Genomic DNA, 14302 nt, shown 5'->3' on the forward strand with positions numbered 1-14302 from the left:
ATGGCCAGCCCGTTGGAACAGTTCGAGATCCACAAGCTCGTCGATTTCCCCGACATCACCCTTCCGCTTATCGGCAAGGTCGATCTCGCGATCACCAATTCGCACGTCGCGATGACCATCGTCTTCGTCGCGATCGTCGCCTTCCTGGCGGCCGTGACCTCGAAGGCCAAGGTCGTCCCGGGCCGACTGCAGACGATCGGCGAAGGCGTCTTCGGCCTGATCGACAACATGACCGACTCGATGCTCGGTCATGAAGGCCGCAAGTACTTCCCGTTCGTGTTCACGATCTTCACGCTGATCCTCGGCATGAACCTGCTGGGCATGATGCTGACGTTCACCGCCACCTCCCAGCTGGCGATCACCGTGACCTTCGCGCTGATCACGTTCGGGCTGGTGATGGTCATCGGCGTCGCGAAGAACGGCTTCGGCTTCCTCAAGCTCTTCTGGCCCTCGGGCGCGCCGCTGGTGATGCGTCCGTTCGTCGGCCTGATCGAACTGATCTCCTTCTTCCTGCGCCCGCTGACCCTGTCGCTTCGTCTGTTCGGCAACATGATGGGCGGCCACGTCGCTCTGAAGGTGTTCGCCGGCTTCGTCGCGGCGGCCGCGATCGGCAGCCTCGGCGCGATCATCGGGCCGCCGGTCGGCATCGTCTCGATGGCCATGGTCATCGCCCTGACCGCGCTGGAATTCCTGGTGGCCTTCCTTCAGGCCTTCGTCTTCGCCATCCTGACCTGCATCTACCTCAACGATGTGGTCAATCTGGACCACGCCCACTAAAGCCGGGCCGTCCAACCTCCAACCGCAACTTCTGACCAATTAGGACATAGAGAATCATGGACGCTGCAGCCGCCAAGTACATCGGTGCGGGCCTCGCCACCCTGGGCATGATCGGCGCCGGCATCGGCGTGGGCACCATCTTCGGCAACTTCCTGTCGGGCGCCCTGCGCAACCCGTCGGCCGCCGCTTCGCAAATCGGCAACCTGTTCGTCGGCGCCGCGCTGGCCGAAGCCCTGGGCATCCTGGCCTTCGTGCTCGGCTTCCTGATCTTCTCGGCCCAGGTCTAAGGACCGACCGGAATCGACGGCGGCGTCCTGACGGCGCCGCCGAACCTTTCCACGGGACGAGTAGGTCATGGCTGATCCTCACGGGGCTGCGGCCCCGCACGGCGCGGACGCTACGCACGCCACTACGGCGGCCGAGCATGGCTCGGGCGGCGGCGGCGTTCCGCAGTTCCAGTTCGAGCATTGGGGCGGTCAGATCGCCTATCTGCTCGTGCTGTTCGTTATTCTGTACGTGCTGATCTCGCGCGTCTTCGCCCCGCGCATGCGCAAGGTGCTGGACGAGCGGGCGGGCACGATCGCCGGCGCGCTCGATGCGGCGAAGCGGGTCCAGGCCGAGGCCGAGGACCAGGCTCGCGCCGCCGCGGCCGAGGTCGCCGGCGCGCGTGGGCAGGCGCAGCAGCTGGCCGCCGAGGCCCGGGCCAAGGCCTCCGCCGAGGCTGCCCAGCGCACCGCCGCGGCAGACGCGGAGGCGGCGGCCAAGGTCGCCGAGGCCGAGGCTCGGATCTCTGCGACGCGTGAGACCGCCATGGGCAACGTCGGCGCCATCGCCGAGGACACCGCCAAGGCGATCGTCGAGAAGCTGACCGGCAAGACGGCTTCGGCCGTCGAGCTGAAGGCTGCCGGAGGGAACGCCTGATGCCCGCTTTCTTCGAAGCGCATTTCTGGGACCTGTCCAACCCGGAATTCTGGGTCGGCGTCGGCCTGCTGCTGTTCTTCGGCGTCGTCTGGTGGAAAGCCCGCAAGATGATCGCCGGCATGATCGACGGCAAGGCGGTCGAGATCCAGGCCAACCTGGATGAAGCCACGCGCCTGCGGGCCGAGGCCGAAGCCATGCTCGCCGACATCCGCGCCCAGCGCGAGGATGCCGAGCGTCAGGCCGCCGAGATGCTCAAGGCCGCTGAAGCCGACGCCGCCCGCCTGGCGGAAGAAGCCAAGGCCAAGCTCGAGGAGCAGATTGTGCGCCGCGCCGCCCTGGCCGAACGCAAGATCGCCTCGGCCGAGGCCCAGGCCGCCGCCGAGGTGAAGGCCGCCGCCGCCGAGCTGGCCTCGCAGCTGGCTGAGCAGGTCCTGGCCGCCCGCACCGCGGTCGCCAAGACCGACGCCTCGGTCGACGAAGCGATCAAGGGCCTGGCCGCCCGCCTCCAGTAGGCGACGCGTACGGACCGAAAGAACGAAGGCCCCGCCGGTTCGCCGGCGGGGCCTTTTTCTTTGTGGCGGAGGCGTCCTGCGGCCTTCGGCGCCGCTGCTCACCAGCTCGGTCATCCTGAGCAGCGCTCGAGGAGCGCGCGTCGAGGGATGGGAGAAGAACTAGGCCCGCGCCTTCCGGAAGCGGCGGCGCAGGTTCCTGGCGAAGCGGCGCTCCTTGCTCAGCACCACCCGCTCCATCCGCAGGATGCTCTGCCAGAACACCGGCAGGACCTCCGGCTCGCGCCGCAGCAGGCGGCGGATCGGGAACAGGGTCTTGGGGTGCGCCTTCTGGAAGCGGACGAACTGCCGCTTGGCCCAGAAGCTGTTGCGCATGATGATCATCAGCCCCACGACGATGACCGGGATCCCGCCCGGGCCGGGCAGGGGAGCGATGGCGATCCCCGCCAGGACGATCACCACGCCGAGGGCCATGAACGCCCAACGCGTGAGGCGAGCCAGCAGGACGCGGGCTGCTTCATCGGCGGACGTAAAGGCGCGAGGCATCGTCAGGACGAGAGACATCGAAGGAACCGAACACGGGGCGGATAGAAGCGCCGCGTCCGGGATGTCTGCGCCGCTGCTTGGATGGGATATGTGTTCGGGGTAGCGCGCCGTAAAGGCGCCGGTTCCGGCGTTACGGAGACTTAATCGGGGTCTCGCGTCATCTCCCGGTCGGCGTTGCCGAAATGCCTCAGGTGATGCCCTTGCGCACCTTTCGCTTGCCGCGCGATTGGTTCATGCTCGCCCACAGGTGGTGGGAGGCGGGCATGGACATCGGTCCCTGTAGCAGCGGCGAATGCGCCAAGGTTGCCCACGTCGTGCAGCAGACCTGTCGTCAGCAAGGTCTGCCCCGCGGCGCGAAGGTCATGGTCCTGCTTTCCAAGGGGCCCTGCACCTGCGATTGCCCGGACACCGGTCGCGGTCTCTCCCGCCTCTGGCGACGCGCCGTCTCGCTCGTCACACGGCCGTCGCGCGAGGTGCGGGCGGAGCGGCTGGCGGCCTGCGCGGCCTGCCCGCACGTCCGGGCCGGCGGCGCCCTCTGCGGCCTTTGCGGCTGCGCGGTGAGGCTCAAGACGATGGTCGGCGCCGGGGCCTGCCCCGCGGGCCGCTGGCAGGCGGCCTGAGATGTCGTTGGCCTACGGAACCCTGGTCGCTGCGCCGGGCGGTGCGCGGCGGATCGAGGATATCAGGCATGGGGACAAGGTCTTCGCCTCCGACGGCGAGGACGGCTGGCGACCATCGACGGTGGCGTTCAGCGACGGGACGCCCGGCGGAGGCGGCGAGTGGACGATGGTCCGCGTGGTCCTGGCGGACGGCGACGTCGTCGCCACGATGGACCACCCGTTCCTGATGGCCGACGGCGCGATCCGAAGGGCGGAACGGCTCGCCTCGGGCGACAGGCTGCGCGCCGCCGACGGTTCGCAGGCAGTTGTCTACATGGTCTCGCTCGACCGGTTCCGGGGCGGCGCCCACGCCGTCGCGACCGATGCGCCGTGGAAGCCGGGCTCGCTGGCGGGACGCCTCCTGCAGACAGGAGGCGTCGTCACCGGCGACTTCATCCTCGAACAGATGTCGAATTCGCTCCAGGGCTCGGTCCTGGAGACCGAACCGGAGGCCTAGGCCTCCGGCTTCCAGCGCAGCTTGGGCTTACGGGCCGCCAGGGTCTCGTCCAGGCGGCGCAGCGGGGCGTGGAAGGGCGCGCCCTTGAACCGCTGCTGGCCTTCGCCGTTGCCGTCCTTGGCCGCCAGGGCGGCCTCGGCCAGCAGGCGCAGGGTGTGGATGAAGCGGTCCAGCTCCTGCTTGCTTTCGGTCTCGGTCGGCTCGATCAGCATCGCGCCGTGGACGACCAGCGGGAAGTACATGGTCATCGGGTGGAAGCCCTCGTCGATCATCGCCTTGGCGAAGTCGAGCGTGGTCACGCCGGTGCCTTCCAGCCAGCTGTCGTCGAACAGGGCCTCGTGCATGCAGGGCCCTTCCGGGAAGGCCGGGCTCATCAGGTCGCTCAGGCGGGCCTTGATGTAGTTGGCGTTGAGGACAGCGTCCTCGGCGACCTGGCGCAGGCCGTCGGCGCCGTGGCTGCGCATATAGGCGTAGGCCCGCACGTACATGCCCATCTGGCCGTGGAAGGCGCTCAGACGGCCGAAGGCGGCCGAGGCTTCCTCGACCTCCTGCTCGACCAGCTTGAAGCCGTCGGCGTGGTGCACGACCCACGGCGCCGGCGCGAAGGGCGCCAGGGCGGCGCTGAGCACCACCGGACCCGCGCCCGGACCGCCGCCGCCGTGCGGGGTGGAGAAGGTCTTGTGCAGGTTGATGTGCATGGCGTCGACGCCCAGGTCGCCCGGGCGGACCCGGCCGACGATGGCGTTGAAGTTGGCGCCGTCGCAGTAGAAGTAGGCTCCGGCCGCGTGGGTCAGGCGCGAGATGTCCAGGATGTCGCGCTCGAACAGACCGCAGGTGTTGGGGTTGGTGACCATGATGGCCGCCACGTCCGGACCCAGCTTGGCTTCCAGGTCGGCCAGGTCGACGCGGCCGTCGTCGGTCTGGGCGATCTCGACGACGCTATAGCCGACGAAGGCCGCCGTGGCCGGGTTGGTGCCGTGGGCGCTGGTCGGGCACAGCACCGTCTTACGGTGGCCCTGGCCGTTGGCCTCGTGGGCGGCCTTGATGGCCAGCAGGCCGCACAGCTCGCCGTGGGCGCCGGCCTTCGGCGTCATGGCGACCGCGGGCATGCCGGTCAGGGTCTTAAGCCAGTGGGCCAGGCGGTCCATCAGCTCCAGCGCGCCCTGCACCGTCGATTGCGGCTGCAGCGGGTGGATGTCGGCGAAGCCCGGCAGCCGCGCCATCTTCTCGTTCAGGCGCGGGTTGTGCTTCATCGTGCACGAGCCCAGCGGATACAGGGCCAGGTCGATGGCGTGGTTCTTCTGGGAGAGGCGCACGTAGTGGCGCACGGCTTCCGGCTCGCTGAGGCCCGGCAGGCCGATCGGCTCGGCGCGCAGCAGGCCGTCGAGGTCGTCCGCCGGACGCTCGGCCGTCGGCAGGTCGACGCCGGTCTTGTCCCAGCCGCCCAGTTCGAAGATCAGGGCCTCGTCCTGCAGCAGGCCGCGGCCGCCGGTCAGGGTCGGGTGGATGTAGTCGTTGGCGGGCGCCGCTTCCGGACGGGTCGGACGGCCGACGGTGTTCATGCTGCTGCTCACGCCATCACCTCGGTCAGGGCGGTCTTGAAGGCGGCGATGTCGTCGCCGGTCACGGTCTCGGTGGCGGCCACCAGCAGGACGTCGTCCAGCCCGGCCGCGGGGGCCAGTCGGCTGTAGGGCACGCCGCCCAGCACGCCCTTGTCGGCCAGCGCCTGCACCACCTGCGCGGCGGGCTTGGCCAGCTTCACGGCGAACTCGTTGAAGAAGCGCGGGGTCAGCACCTCGACGCCGTTCACGCCTTCAAGGGCGGCCTTCAGCTCGCGGGCCTTCTGGTGGTTGATGGCGGCGACCTGACGCAGCCCCTTCTCGCCCAGCAGGCTCATGTGGATCGAGAAGGCCAGCGCGCAGAGGCCGCTGTTGGTGCAGATGTTCGAGGTCGCCTTGTCGCGGCGGATGTGCTGCTCGCGCGTCGACAGGGTCAGCACGAAGCCGCGGCGGCCTTCGGCGTCCACGGTCTCGCCGCAGAGGCGGCCCGGAGCCTGGCGGACCAGCTTTTCCTTGCAGGCGAACAGGCCGACGTACGGGCCGCCGAAGTTCAGGGCGTTGCCGATCGACTGGCCCTCGGCGACCGCGATGTCCGCGCCCATCTCGCCGGGCGACTTCAGCAGGCCGTAGGCGAAGGCTTCGGTAGTCACCACGATCAGCAGCGCGCCGGCGGCATGGGCCGCCTCGGCGATCTTGGTGACGTCGGTGGCGGTGCCGAACACGTTCGGGGTCTGGACGACCACGCAGGCGGTGTGCTCGTCGATGGCGTCGATGACCGCGGCCTCGGCGTCGACGGCGGCGGGCAGGGAGGCGACCTCCATGCCCTCGGCGCGGGCCAGGGTCTCGGTGGTGGCGACGTAGTGCGGGTGCAGGCCGCCCGACAGGACCGCGCGCTCACGCTTGGTGACGCGCTGGGCCATCATCACCGCTTCGGCCGTGGCCGTGGAGCCGTCGTAGAGCGAGGCGTTGGCCACATCCATGCCGGTCAGGGCCGCGACCTGGCTCTGGAACTCGAACAGGACCTGCAGCGTGCCCTGGGCGATCTCGGGCTGGTAGGGCGTGTAGCTGGTCAGGAACTCCGACCGCTGGATGATGTGGTCGACCGTCGCCGGCACATGGTGGCGATAGGCGCCGGCGCCGACGAAGAACGGGACCGAGCCCGCCGCGACGTTGCGGCCGGCCAGGCCGGCCATCTCGCGCTCGACCTCCAGTTCGCCGGCGACGTGCGGCAGATCGACGAAGCCCTCGCGCCGGGCGGCGGCGGGCACGTCCACGAACAGGTCGTCGACCGACTTGACGCCGATGGCGCCGAGCATCTCGACGCGATCGTCAGGGGTAAGGGGGAGGTAGCGCATGTGGTGCAGATCCCTGTCATCCCGGCCGAAGCGGAGCGGAGTGCCGGGACCCAGGGCGACGCGCGCGAAGGCTGGGTCCCGGATCGGCCTTCGGCCGTCCGGGATGACAACTGAGGTGGACTAGAGAGTGCCGAGGTAGGCTTCGTAGGCGTCGCGATCCATCAGGGCGTCGACCTGGGCGGCGTCGGCGACCTTGATCTTGGCGAACCAGCCGCCGGCTTCCGGGGCGGCGTTGACGGTCTCGGGCGCATCGCCCAGTTCGCCGTTCGACTCGACGACCTCGCCCGAGATCGGGGCGTAGACGTCCGAGGCGGCCTTGACGCTCTCGACGACGGCCAGGCCGTCGCCCTGCTTCACGGTCTTGCCGACCTCGGGAACCTCGACGAACACGACGTCGCCGAGCTGCTCGGCGGCGTAGGCGGTGATGCCGACGGTGGCGACGTCGCCGTTCAGCTCGACCCACTCGTGATCTTTGGTGAAACGCATGGCTGGACCCTCTTAGACCTTGCGGACGTAGCGGTTGGGAACGAACGGCGTGGCGACGACCTCAGCGGCCCCCGCGCGACCCCGCACGATGACGTTCAAACGCGTACCGACGGCGGAAAGCGCCGGCGGCACGAAACCCATGGCGATCGGGGCGTTCAGCGTCGGGGCGAAGCCGCCGCTGGTGATCACGCCGACGACGGCGCCGTTCTGGTCGGCGATCTCGGCGCCTTCGCGGGCCGGCGCGCCTTCCAGGATGCGCAGGCCGACGCGGACGCGCGACGGGCCCTCGGCCAGTTCCTTGGCGATGCGGGCGGCGCCGGGGAAGTCCTGGGCCTCGCGGCGCTTCTTGGACACGGCGAAGGTCAGGCCGGCCTCGACCGGGCTGACGGTCTCGTCGACGTCGTGGCCGTACAGCGGCAGGCCGGCTTCCAGACGCAGGCTGTCGCGGGCGCCCAGGCCGATCGGCTTCACGCGCTCGTCGGCCAGCAGGGTGTTCCAGATCCGCTCGGCGGCCTCGGCCGGGACCGAGATCTCGTAGCCGTCCTCGCCGGTGTAGCCCGAGCGGGAGATCAGCACGTCGACGCCGAAGCCGGTGGTGGCCCAGCTGTCCATGAACACCTTGGTCGCGGCTTCCGGGATGTGGGCGGCCAGGACGGCGGCGGCCTTCGGTCCCTGCAGCGCCAGCAGCGCGCGGTTCTCGAGACGCTCGATGGTCACCTGCGGCGTCAGTTCGTCGTCGATGACGCGGAAGTCGTTGTCCTTGCAGGCGCCGTTGACGATCACGAACAGGCCGTCGTCGTCGGGACGCGAGGCCATCAGGTCGTCGATGATGCCGCCCTTCTTGTTCAGCAGCAGGCTGTAGCGCTGCTTGCCGGGGGCCAGGCCGATGAAGTCGCTCGGGGTGATCTCCTCGAACGCCGACAGGGGCGACACGCCGCGCAGCCGGGCCTGGCCCATGTGCGAGACGTCGAACAGGCCCGCGCTCTCGCGGGTCCAGAGATGCTCCTTGAGCACCCCGTCCTTGTACTGCACCGGCATGGAGTAGCCCGCGAAGGGCACCATCCGCGCGCCGGCGGCGACGTGGGCGTCGTAGAGGGGAGTCTTCTTGAGGTCGGCGACTTCGGACACGCTGGGCTCCGGAGGGGACGATGCGCTCGCCGACCCTCATGGCCCGGCGATTCGCCCCCGCTGTCTCGGAGCCTGAGAGATTTCGGGGCGGGGAGGGCCGACCCTTGCTCCTTCGGCGCACCGCGGATGCGGCGCTTTCCAGCGTTTTGGTCTTCTCGCGGTCCCTTTTGCCTGAGCGTTTCCGGGGCGGTTGCGCCTTCGGCCTCGGAGGCGGACCCCCGACGTCTCCCGCGAGACAGAGCGTCTCTGAGGGAGGTCGGGCGGGGAGTCAACTGGCGACGCTACAGGCCCAGGTCGCCGAACCAGTCGTCCTCGCCGATCGGCGGGCCGGGCGGGGTGCGGGGGGCGGACTTCACCGTATCGGCCAGGGCGGTCAGGCGCGTGGCGTCCGGGTCGGTCAGGATGGCGGCCAGGTCGCGGGCCTGGGCGCGGTCGGCGGCGTCGCCCGAGGGCGCGGCGGCCAGCCGCTTGCCGTAGTCGACCAGCGCCGTGCGGACCTGGGCCGCCGCGGTCGGCGACAGCGCCTTGCTGCGCTGGATGTCGGCCAGGGTGGCGACCAGCCGCCAGCGCGTGCGTCGCGCCAGCTCGGCCTGGCGTCCCGTCGCCGGCCTCGACACGGCGGCGAAGGCCTTGGTCAGCAGCTCCTCCAGGCCCGGCTGGGCCGGATCGCGTCGTCGCGCCTCGACCAGCCGGTTCAGGCGGGCCGGGGCGAACAGGTCGCGGAACACCGCGCCCGCCACGACATCGGCCGCATCGGGCAGGGAGAAGACCGGGCCGTCGCCGAAGGTCTCGATGGTGGTCTGCTTGACCGGACTGCTGGTGTCGCCGGCGCTGAGCAGGTCGATCAGGCCGTCGTTCAGGTCCAGTTCGGCCGGCGCGACCACGGCCAGCAGGGCGTCGATCGCCTGGCGCTGACGCTCGGCCGGCACGGGCCGGGAGACCTCGCGCCCGTCGCCGCCGACGGCGTAGGCGAAGTCCACACCGCCGACCAGCTTGGCCGCCGCGTCGATCTGGTAGCGATGGAACAGGTAGATCGGGACCAGCCGTCGGCGCAGTTCGGCCAAGGCCGTCCCGGCGGGCAGGCTGTCCAGGCCGAAGCGCGACAGGGCGATGCGGCGCACCGCCATCAGGTGGTTCAGCTCGATCAGCGGGTCCGCGCCGTTGTCCCAGACCGCGCCCAGCGGTTGGGCGGTGTCGGGCGAGCGGGCGTCCTCGTCGGAGACGTAGCGCAGGCCATCGGCCGCCGCCTTGTCGACGATGGCGTCGAGCTGCCTCTGGCCCTCGGCGCCAGGCGCGACCGGCATGTAGAGCCAGGTGATGGCGTACTTGTCCCAGCTCCCCGCGCCGGTGGCGTAGGCGTCCGAGAGGTCCAGCCGGCCGTCCTTGATGCCGATCTTGGGGCCCGGGTAGTCCATCACCGAACCGCGGCCGTAGGTGCTGGCCGCGAAGTTGTGCTGCAGGCCGATCGAGTGGCCGATCTCGTGTGTCGACAGCTGGCGGATTCGCGCCAGCGAGGCCTGGATCGGGTCGTTGGGCCCGCCCTTGCCGGTCTGGTCCGCGCCGACCAGACCCTCGAAGATCAACCGATCCTGGCGCACGCGCTGGGAGCCCAGCAGGACGTCGCCCTTGACGATCTCGCCGGTGCGCGGGTCGACGACCGAGTGGCCATAGGACCAGCCGCGCGTCTCGCGATGGACCCAGTTGACCACGTTGTAGCGGGCGTCGAGCGGACTGACCCCCTCGGGCAGGACTTCGACCCGGAAGGCGTCGATGAATCCGGCGGCCTCGAACGCCTGGTTCCACCAGCGGCCGCCCTCGACCAGGGCCGAGCGCACCGGCTCGGGGGCGGCGTTGTCGATGTAGAAGACGATCGGCTGCTTGACCGTCGAGCGGGCGGCGGTCGGGTCGGTCTTCTCCAGCCGGAACCGGTGGGCTAGGCGGATGGCCAGCGGCTGGTCCAGCGGCGCCGAATAGTCGATCACCGGGTGATCCATGACCCCGACCCGCGGGTCGGCGATGCGCGGCTCGAAGCCGGGCTCGGGCAGGGCCACGAACGAATGGTGCAGGGTCAGGGTGACGTTGCGCGGATCGGGCAGGATGCCGCGCACCTCCTCGCCCGGATTGTCGCTGACGAAGGTCTGGGTCGCCTCCAGCTCGATGTTCTTCGGGAAGACGTTCACCGCGCCCGGCCCGACGTCCGGGAAGCTCAGGTCGGCGGCCAGGCGGAAGTCGCCCTGTCCCGTATCCTTCAGCTGTTTGGCGATGGCCTGCGTATCCCGGGTCAGGAAGCCGGACAGGTCGATCGTCACGCCGCCGTCGGCGTCGCGCGAGGCCACGGCCATCGCCCACACGTTGGAGGCGGCGAACGATTCCCGCACCGCCCGCTGCTCGCCGGCGCTGCCGCGGGGCGCGACGAAGCCGTGGTTCTCGTACTGGGCGACGACCTTGTCGCCGGCCCGGCGGAAGGCCAGCACCTGGGTCGCGCCCGGCGCCGAGCGGTCCAGACCGACGGGGTTCGAACCCAGGCCGGCGCGCAGGTAGGTCTGATAGAGATAGCGGCCGTGCAGGCCCTCGGCGTCGGCGGCCGGCAGTTTCAGCAGCACCTTGCCGGCCTTGCGGTCGACGAACACCGGCAGCAGCCCGTCCAGCCGCTCCAGCCCGGCCGTGGCGTCCGCGGCGGTGGCCGGCTTGGGCTTGGCGAGGGAAACGGCGGGCGCGCCCGCGACGATGGCCGCAGCCGCGACGGCCGCCAGAAGCCTGGACTTGAACACTGTGAACGCCCCCTCACCCGACGAAGCGGGCATCTTGGAGCGGGCGCCGCTAGCTCGCAACCAGGACCTAGAAGGCTTTCGGCAGTCCAGCGTCCTTCAGGATGCCGTTAGCGGTGTGACGGCTCTTCATGCGGGGCACGATGAGGGTTCTGCCGCTGCCGTCGTGCCGCCACTTCTCGTGACTCCCCTTACCGCCCGGCACGCGTGACCAGCCGGCAGCGGCCAGCAGGCGTGCGAGGTCTGGATAGAAGTCGTGAGGCAAGGCGGGCGTCCTTATCGAAGCGATTGGCCATCTTAGCCCGCCATGATTGAACTCACGCCGCGATTGCGTCGCCTCAGATCAGGCCACTGTTAGCAACAGTACGCCGTTTGCCTGGACGTCCAAGGGCACGGGGCCGTGGATGCCTAGGTTGTCGCTCAGCATCTCAGGGGCCAGCGCCTCGACGAGCTCCATGAACTCGCCGAGTGTGTCGGCTTCGATATGGAGCCCAGGGATGTTGCTGGACGACACCCAGACCTTCGCCTCGGCGTCCCAATCGGCCTGCACATGGTAGCGCTTGCTCATGGCCCCAGTATCGCACCGTCGGCCGCGAAGCGAAATGCTACATCCGCTCCGGCGTCTCGATGCCCAGCAGGTCCAGGGCCGTCTCGAGCTGCTTCAGCGTCGCCAGGGCCAGGGCGAGGCGGGAGCCGCCGACCTTCTCGTCGACGCCCTTCAGGATCGGGCAGGCGGCGTAGAACTTCGAGAAGGCCTGGGCCAGCTTGTAGGCGTGCTCGGCGACGAAGTTCGGGGCCTTCTTGTCATAGGCCTCGGTCAGCGCCGCGTCGAAGGCGTCCAGCAGCAGGGCCAGGTCGCGTTCCGCGGGCTCGGCGACCTGGATCCGGGCCGGATGCAGATGCGCTTCGGCCGCCTTGCGCAGCAGCGATTTGATCCGCACCGCCTGGTACAGCAGGTACGGTCCGGTCTTGCCCTCGAAGCTGGAGAAGCGGTCCAGGTCGAAGACGTAGCTGGTGCCGCGGAAGTTGCTCAGGTCGGCGAACTTCAGCGCCGCGACGGCCACCTTGTGGGCGGTCTCCTCGAACTCCTCCGGCGCCAGAGCCTCGCCGAGGCCGGCCTCGCGCAGGCGCTCGCGGGCCTTCTCGCGAGTCATCTCGATCAGGTCGTGCAGCTTCAGGACGCCGCCCTCGCGGGTCTTGAAGGGCTTGCCGTCCGTGCCGTTCATGGTGCCGAAGCCGATATGCTCCAGCTCGCCGGCGTTGGCGTAGCCGGCCAGATAGGCGGCGCGGAACACCTGCTCGAAATGGTCGGCCTGACGCTGGTCGACGCAGTAGAGAATCAGGTTCGGATCGAACGACTTGCGGCGGTCCAGGATCGTGGCCAGGTCGGTCGTGCCGTACATGGCCGAGCCTTCCGACGAGACGACCAGCAGCGGCGGCAGCTCGCGCTTGTCGCCTTCGCGGGCCACGCGGATGATCCGGGCGCCCTGGTCCTCGACCAGCAGGCCCTTGTCCTCCAGGTCCTTGACCATGCCGGGGATCAGCGCGTCGGCGTCGCTCTCGCCCTTCCACAGGTCGAAGTCGACGCCCAGAGCGTGGAACTCGCGCTCCAGCGCCACTCGGCTGACGTTGACGAAATGCTTCCACAGCAGGCGATAGCCCAGGCGGCCGCCCTGCAGCTCGGCCGTCGCCTTGCGGGCGCGGTCGCGATAGTCGGTGTCGGTTTTCGCCTTCCCCGCGGCGAGCGGGTACAGGCGGTCGAGGTCGGCCAGGCTGACGTGTTCGGCCAGCGCCGCCATGACCTTGCGCTCGTCCTCGTCGGAGATCGTCGCGGCGCCGGCGAGCCGCTCCATCAGGGCCGCGATGAACGGATCATCGTCGCAGGCCGCCACGATGAGCAGGCCCATCTGGAAGCCCCAGTCGCCGAAATGGGCGTCGCCCAGCACCTGATCGCCGCGGAAGCGGTACAGGCGCTTGATCGATTCGCCGATGATCGACGCCCGTAGGTGGCCGACGTGCATCGGCTTGGCGACGTTCGGGCCGGCGTAGTCGATCATCACCCGGCGCGGCTCGGCGATCTCCTCCGCGCCGGCGCGCGGATCGGCCGCGATCTCGCGGGCCCGGGCCGACAGGGTGTCGGCGCTGACGCGCATGTTGATGAAGCCGAGGCCGGCGATCTCGACCGACTGCAGCTCGGGCCGGCCGGCGAGGGCCTCGACCACGGCGGCGGCGATCTCGCGCGGCGGCTTGCGCGCGACCTTGGCCGCGGCGAGGGCGCCGTTGCACTGGAAATCAGCGAGGTCCGGGCGATCCGATGCGGTCACCCGGCCGAGGTCTTGCGGAAGTCCCTGGGCGGCGAAGGCGGCTGCGACCGCTTCGCCGAGGGACCGTTTCAGGTCGCTCATGGTTGGGTCGGCGTTCCGGTCGAAGCGGTCGCGGAGCCGGCCTGCAGCCGGAAGCGCTTGCCGTCGCGGTTGAAGGCCGCCATCTGCGGCGTCACCTCAAAGCCGATCAGGACCTCGAAGTTCGAGCCGCTGGTTTCGATGTTCGCCCGCGGAATCACGATGCCCTTCAGGCTTTCCTGGGCGAAGGCGCGGTCCTGGCCGGCCGTGAACTTCACAGGCAGGTCGAAGTATTCCTTGGCGATGATCGACTGGTTGCGCTGGGTCACGGCGACCCAGTAGCGGTAGTGCTTGGTGTCGCCGGTCGCCTGCGGGCCCTTGCCGAGGGCGAACAGTAGCTCGACCTGCATGCGGATCGGCTCTTCGTCCTTGTATTCGCAGCCCGCCGAGACGCCCTGGATCTCGCCCGTCCAGGCGACGTTGGCGACGGCTTCCTGGTTGTCCTTGAACTCGACGTAGCGGCCGGCGTCGTAGAGAACCTTCACGAACGGGCAGGGGCCGGCGTTGCGCAGCTGCGGCAGCGGCGCGGCGGGCTGGTTCCACTCCTGGTCGCGCTTCTTCTTCTTGGCGGCTTCCTGCTCTTGGCGCTGCTGATCCTGGCCGCCGCCCCGGCCCTGGGCCAGCGCGGGCGCGGCCGACAGGAAGCTGGCGGTCAACAGGCCTAGGAGCGATACGGTCAGGGCGCGGCGCATGAGAGGTCCGAAACTGTGCAGTCGGCATGGTGAGCCGACGAAA

General features: G+C 69.8%; 16 protein-coding genes and 1 riboswitch. Of the genes, 6 read left to right on the plus strand and 10 right to left on the minus strand.

The window, feature by feature from the left end; all coding sequences use genetic code 11:
- The 4 genes from CSW64_RS02055 (at position 1) to CSW64_RS02070 (ending at position 2210) form a co-directional block, all read left to right on the plus strand.
- Positions 1-777, plus strand: a complete 777-nt coding sequence (locus CSW64_RS02055; RefSeq protein WP_099620535.1) for a F0F1 ATP synthase subunit A — start codon at positions 1-3, stop codon at positions 775-777.
- Positions 778-833: 56 nt separating this feature from the next.
- Positions 834-1064, plus strand: coding sequence for a F0F1 ATP synthase subunit C (locus CSW64_RS02060; protein WP_099620536.1), 231 nt, complete (start codon positions 834-836; stop codon positions 1062-1064).
- A gap of 67 nt (positions 1065-1131) precedes the next feature.
- Positions 1132-1698, plus strand: coding sequence for a F0F1 ATP synthase subunit B family protein (locus CSW64_RS02065; protein ID WP_099620537.1), 567 nt, complete (start codon positions 1132-1134; stop codon positions 1696-1698).
- Complete coding sequence (locus tag CSW64_RS02070) at positions 1698-2210, plus strand: F0F1 ATP synthase subunit B (protein WP_099620538.1); 513 nt, start codon at positions 1698-1700, stop codon at positions 2208-2210. Before CSW64_RS02065 ends, CSW64_RS02070 begins: the two co-directional genes overlap by 1 nt.
- Positions 2211-2369: 159 nt before the next feature.
- On the opposite strand, the gene CSW64_RS02075 is transcribed toward CSW64_RS02070, so the two are convergent.
- Entirely contained in the window at positions 2370-2771 is a 402-nt protein-coding gene (locus CSW64_RS02075) for a PGPGW domain-containing protein (protein ID WP_099620539.1), read from the minus strand.
- Positions 2772-2986: 215 nt separating this feature from the next.
- On the opposite strand from CSW64_RS02075, the gene CSW64_RS02080 reads away from it, so the two are divergent.
- A complete protein-coding gene (locus tag CSW64_RS02080) occupies positions 2987-3373 on the plus strand; it encodes a hypothetical protein (RefSeq protein ID WP_150131303.1) in 387 nt (128 codons plus the stop codon).
- A 1-nt stretch (position 3374) separates the two neighbouring features.
- On the plus strand, positions 3375-3869 hold the full coding sequence (locus CSW64_RS02085; RefSeq protein WP_099620541.1) for a Hint domain-containing protein: 495 nt from the start codon (positions 3375-3377) through the stop codon (positions 3867-3869).
- Here the strand turns inward: CSW64_RS02085 and gcvPB are convergent.
- From gcvPB to CSW64_RS02130, 9 genes are all read right to left on the minus strand, one after another.
- Positions 3866-5431, minus strand: coding sequence for an aminomethyl-transferring glycine dehydrogenase subunit GcvPB (gcvPB, locus tag CSW64_RS02090; protein ID WP_099620542.1), 1566 nt, complete (start codon positions 5429-5431; stop codon positions 3866-3868). The genes CSW64_RS02085 and gcvPB overlap by 4 nt on opposite strands.
- Positions 5432-5439: 8 nt before the next feature.
- The gene (gene gcvPA / locus CSW64_RS02095; RefSeq protein WP_099620543.1) at positions 5440-6783 is read right to left on the minus strand and encodes an aminomethyl-transferring glycine dehydrogenase subunit GcvPA; all 1344 of its coding nucleotides are present in this window, start codon (positions 6781-6783) and stop codon (positions 5440-5442) included.
- A 120-nt stretch (positions 6784-6903) separates the two neighbouring features.
- A complete protein-coding gene (gene gcvH, locus CSW64_RS02100) occupies positions 6904-7269 on the minus strand; it encodes a glycine cleavage system protein GcvH (RefSeq protein WP_099620544.1) in 366 nt (121 codons plus the stop codon).
- A gap of 12 nt (positions 7270-7281) precedes the next feature.
- Entirely contained in the window at positions 7282-8397 is a 1116-nt protein-coding gene (gene gcvT / locus CSW64_RS02105; RefSeq protein WP_099620545.1) for a glycine cleavage system aminomethyltransferase GcvT, read from the minus strand.
- Positions 8398-8545: 148 nt separating this feature from the next.
- A riboswitch (glycine riboswitch) is annotated at positions 8546-8638 on the minus strand.
- Positions 8639-8678: 40 nt separating this feature from the next.
- Entirely contained in the window at positions 8679-11168 is a 2490-nt protein-coding gene (locus CSW64_RS02110) for a zinc-dependent metalloprotease (RefSeq protein ID WP_245863802.1), read from the minus strand.
- Between the two features lie 67 nt (positions 11169-11235).
- Positions 11236-11430 (minus strand): type II toxin-antitoxin system HicA family toxin, encoded by a 195-nt coding sequence (locus CSW64_RS22450; protein ID WP_099620547.1) that lies wholly within the window; start codon positions 11428-11430, stop codon positions 11236-11238.
- Positions 11431-11508: 78 nt separating this feature from the next.
- Positions 11509-11733 carry a DUF1902 domain-containing protein gene (locus CSW64_RS02120; RefSeq protein ID WP_099620548.1) on the minus strand — a complete coding sequence of 75 codons (225 nt, stop codon included), beginning with the start codon at positions 11731-11733 and terminating at the stop codon, positions 11509-11511.
- Between the two features lie 37 nt (positions 11734-11770).
- Positions 11771-13570 (minus strand): arginine--tRNA ligase, encoded by a 1800-nt coding sequence (locus tag CSW64_RS02125; RefSeq protein ID WP_099620549.1) that lies wholly within the window; start codon positions 13568-13570, stop codon positions 11771-11773.
- Positions 13567-14259: a Tat pathway signal sequence domain protein gene (locus CSW64_RS02130; protein WP_099620550.1), complete on the minus strand. Its 693-nt coding sequence runs from the start codon at positions 14257-14259 to the stop codon at positions 13567-13569. The genes CSW64_RS02125 and CSW64_RS02130 overlap by 4 nt, the downstream gene beginning before the upstream one ends.
- Positions 14260-14302: the final 43 nt, after the last annotated feature.

It is taken from the genome of Caulobacter mirabilis, assembly GCF_002749615.1.
In the GTDB taxonomy this organism is placed as follows: Bacteria; Pseudomonadota; Alphaproteobacteria; order Caulobacterales; family Caulobacteraceae; genus Caulobacter; species Caulobacter mirabilis.

Excerpts from the sequence above, each read along its gene's own strand:
- CSW64_RS02055 (WP_099620535.1), top strand. The coding sequence starts at position 1 with ATGGCCAGCCCGTTGGAACAGTTCGAGATCCACAAGCTCGTCGATTTC.
- CSW64_RS02060 (WP_099620536.1), top strand. The coding sequence starts at position 834 with ATGGACGCTGCAGCCGCCAAGTACATCGGTGCGGGCCTCGCCACCCTG.
- CSW64_RS02065 (WP_099620537.1), top strand. The coding sequence starts at position 1,132 with ATGGCTGATCCTCACGGGGCTGCGGCCCCGCACGGCGCGGACGCTACG.
- CSW64_RS02070 (WP_099620538.1), top strand. The coding sequence starts at position 1,698 with ATGCCCGCTTTCTTCGAAGCGCATTTCTGGGACCTGTCCAACCCGGAA.
- CSW64_RS02075 (WP_099620539.1), bottom strand. The coding sequence starts at position 2,771 with ATGTCTCTCGTCCTGACGATGCCTCGCGCCTTTACGTCCGCCGATGAA.
- CSW64_RS02080 (WP_150131303.1), top strand. The coding sequence starts at position 2,987 with ATGCTCGCCCACAGGTGGTGGGAGGCGGGCATGGACATCGGTCCCTGT.
- CSW64_RS02085 (WP_099620541.1), top strand. The coding sequence starts at position 3,375 with ATGTCGTTGGCCTACGGAACCCTGGTCGCTGCGCCGGGCGGTGCGCGG.
- gcvPB (WP_099620542.1), bottom strand. The coding sequence starts at position 5,431 with ATGAACACCGTCGGCCGTCCGACCCGTCCGGAAGCGGCGCCCGCCAAC.
- gcvPA (WP_099620543.1), bottom strand. The coding sequence starts at position 6,783 with ATGCGCTACCTCCCCCTTACCCCTGACGATCGCGTCGAGATGCTCGGC.
- gcvH (WP_099620544.1), bottom strand. The coding sequence starts at position 7,269 with ATGCGTTTCACCAAAGATCACGAGTGGGTCGAGCTGAACGGCGACGTC.
- CSW64_RS02120 (WP_099620548.1), bottom strand. The coding sequence starts at position 11,733 with ATGAGCAAGCGCTACCATGTGCAGGCCGATTGGGACGCCGAGGCGAAG.
- CSW64_RS02125 (WP_099620549.1), bottom strand. The coding sequence starts at position 13,570 with ATGAGCGACCTGAAACGGTCCCTCGGCGAAGCGGTCGCAGCCGCCTTC.
- CSW64_RS02130 (WP_099620550.1), bottom strand. The coding sequence starts at position 14,259 with ATGCGCCGCGCCCTGACCGTATCGCTCCTAGGCCTGTTGACCGCCAGC.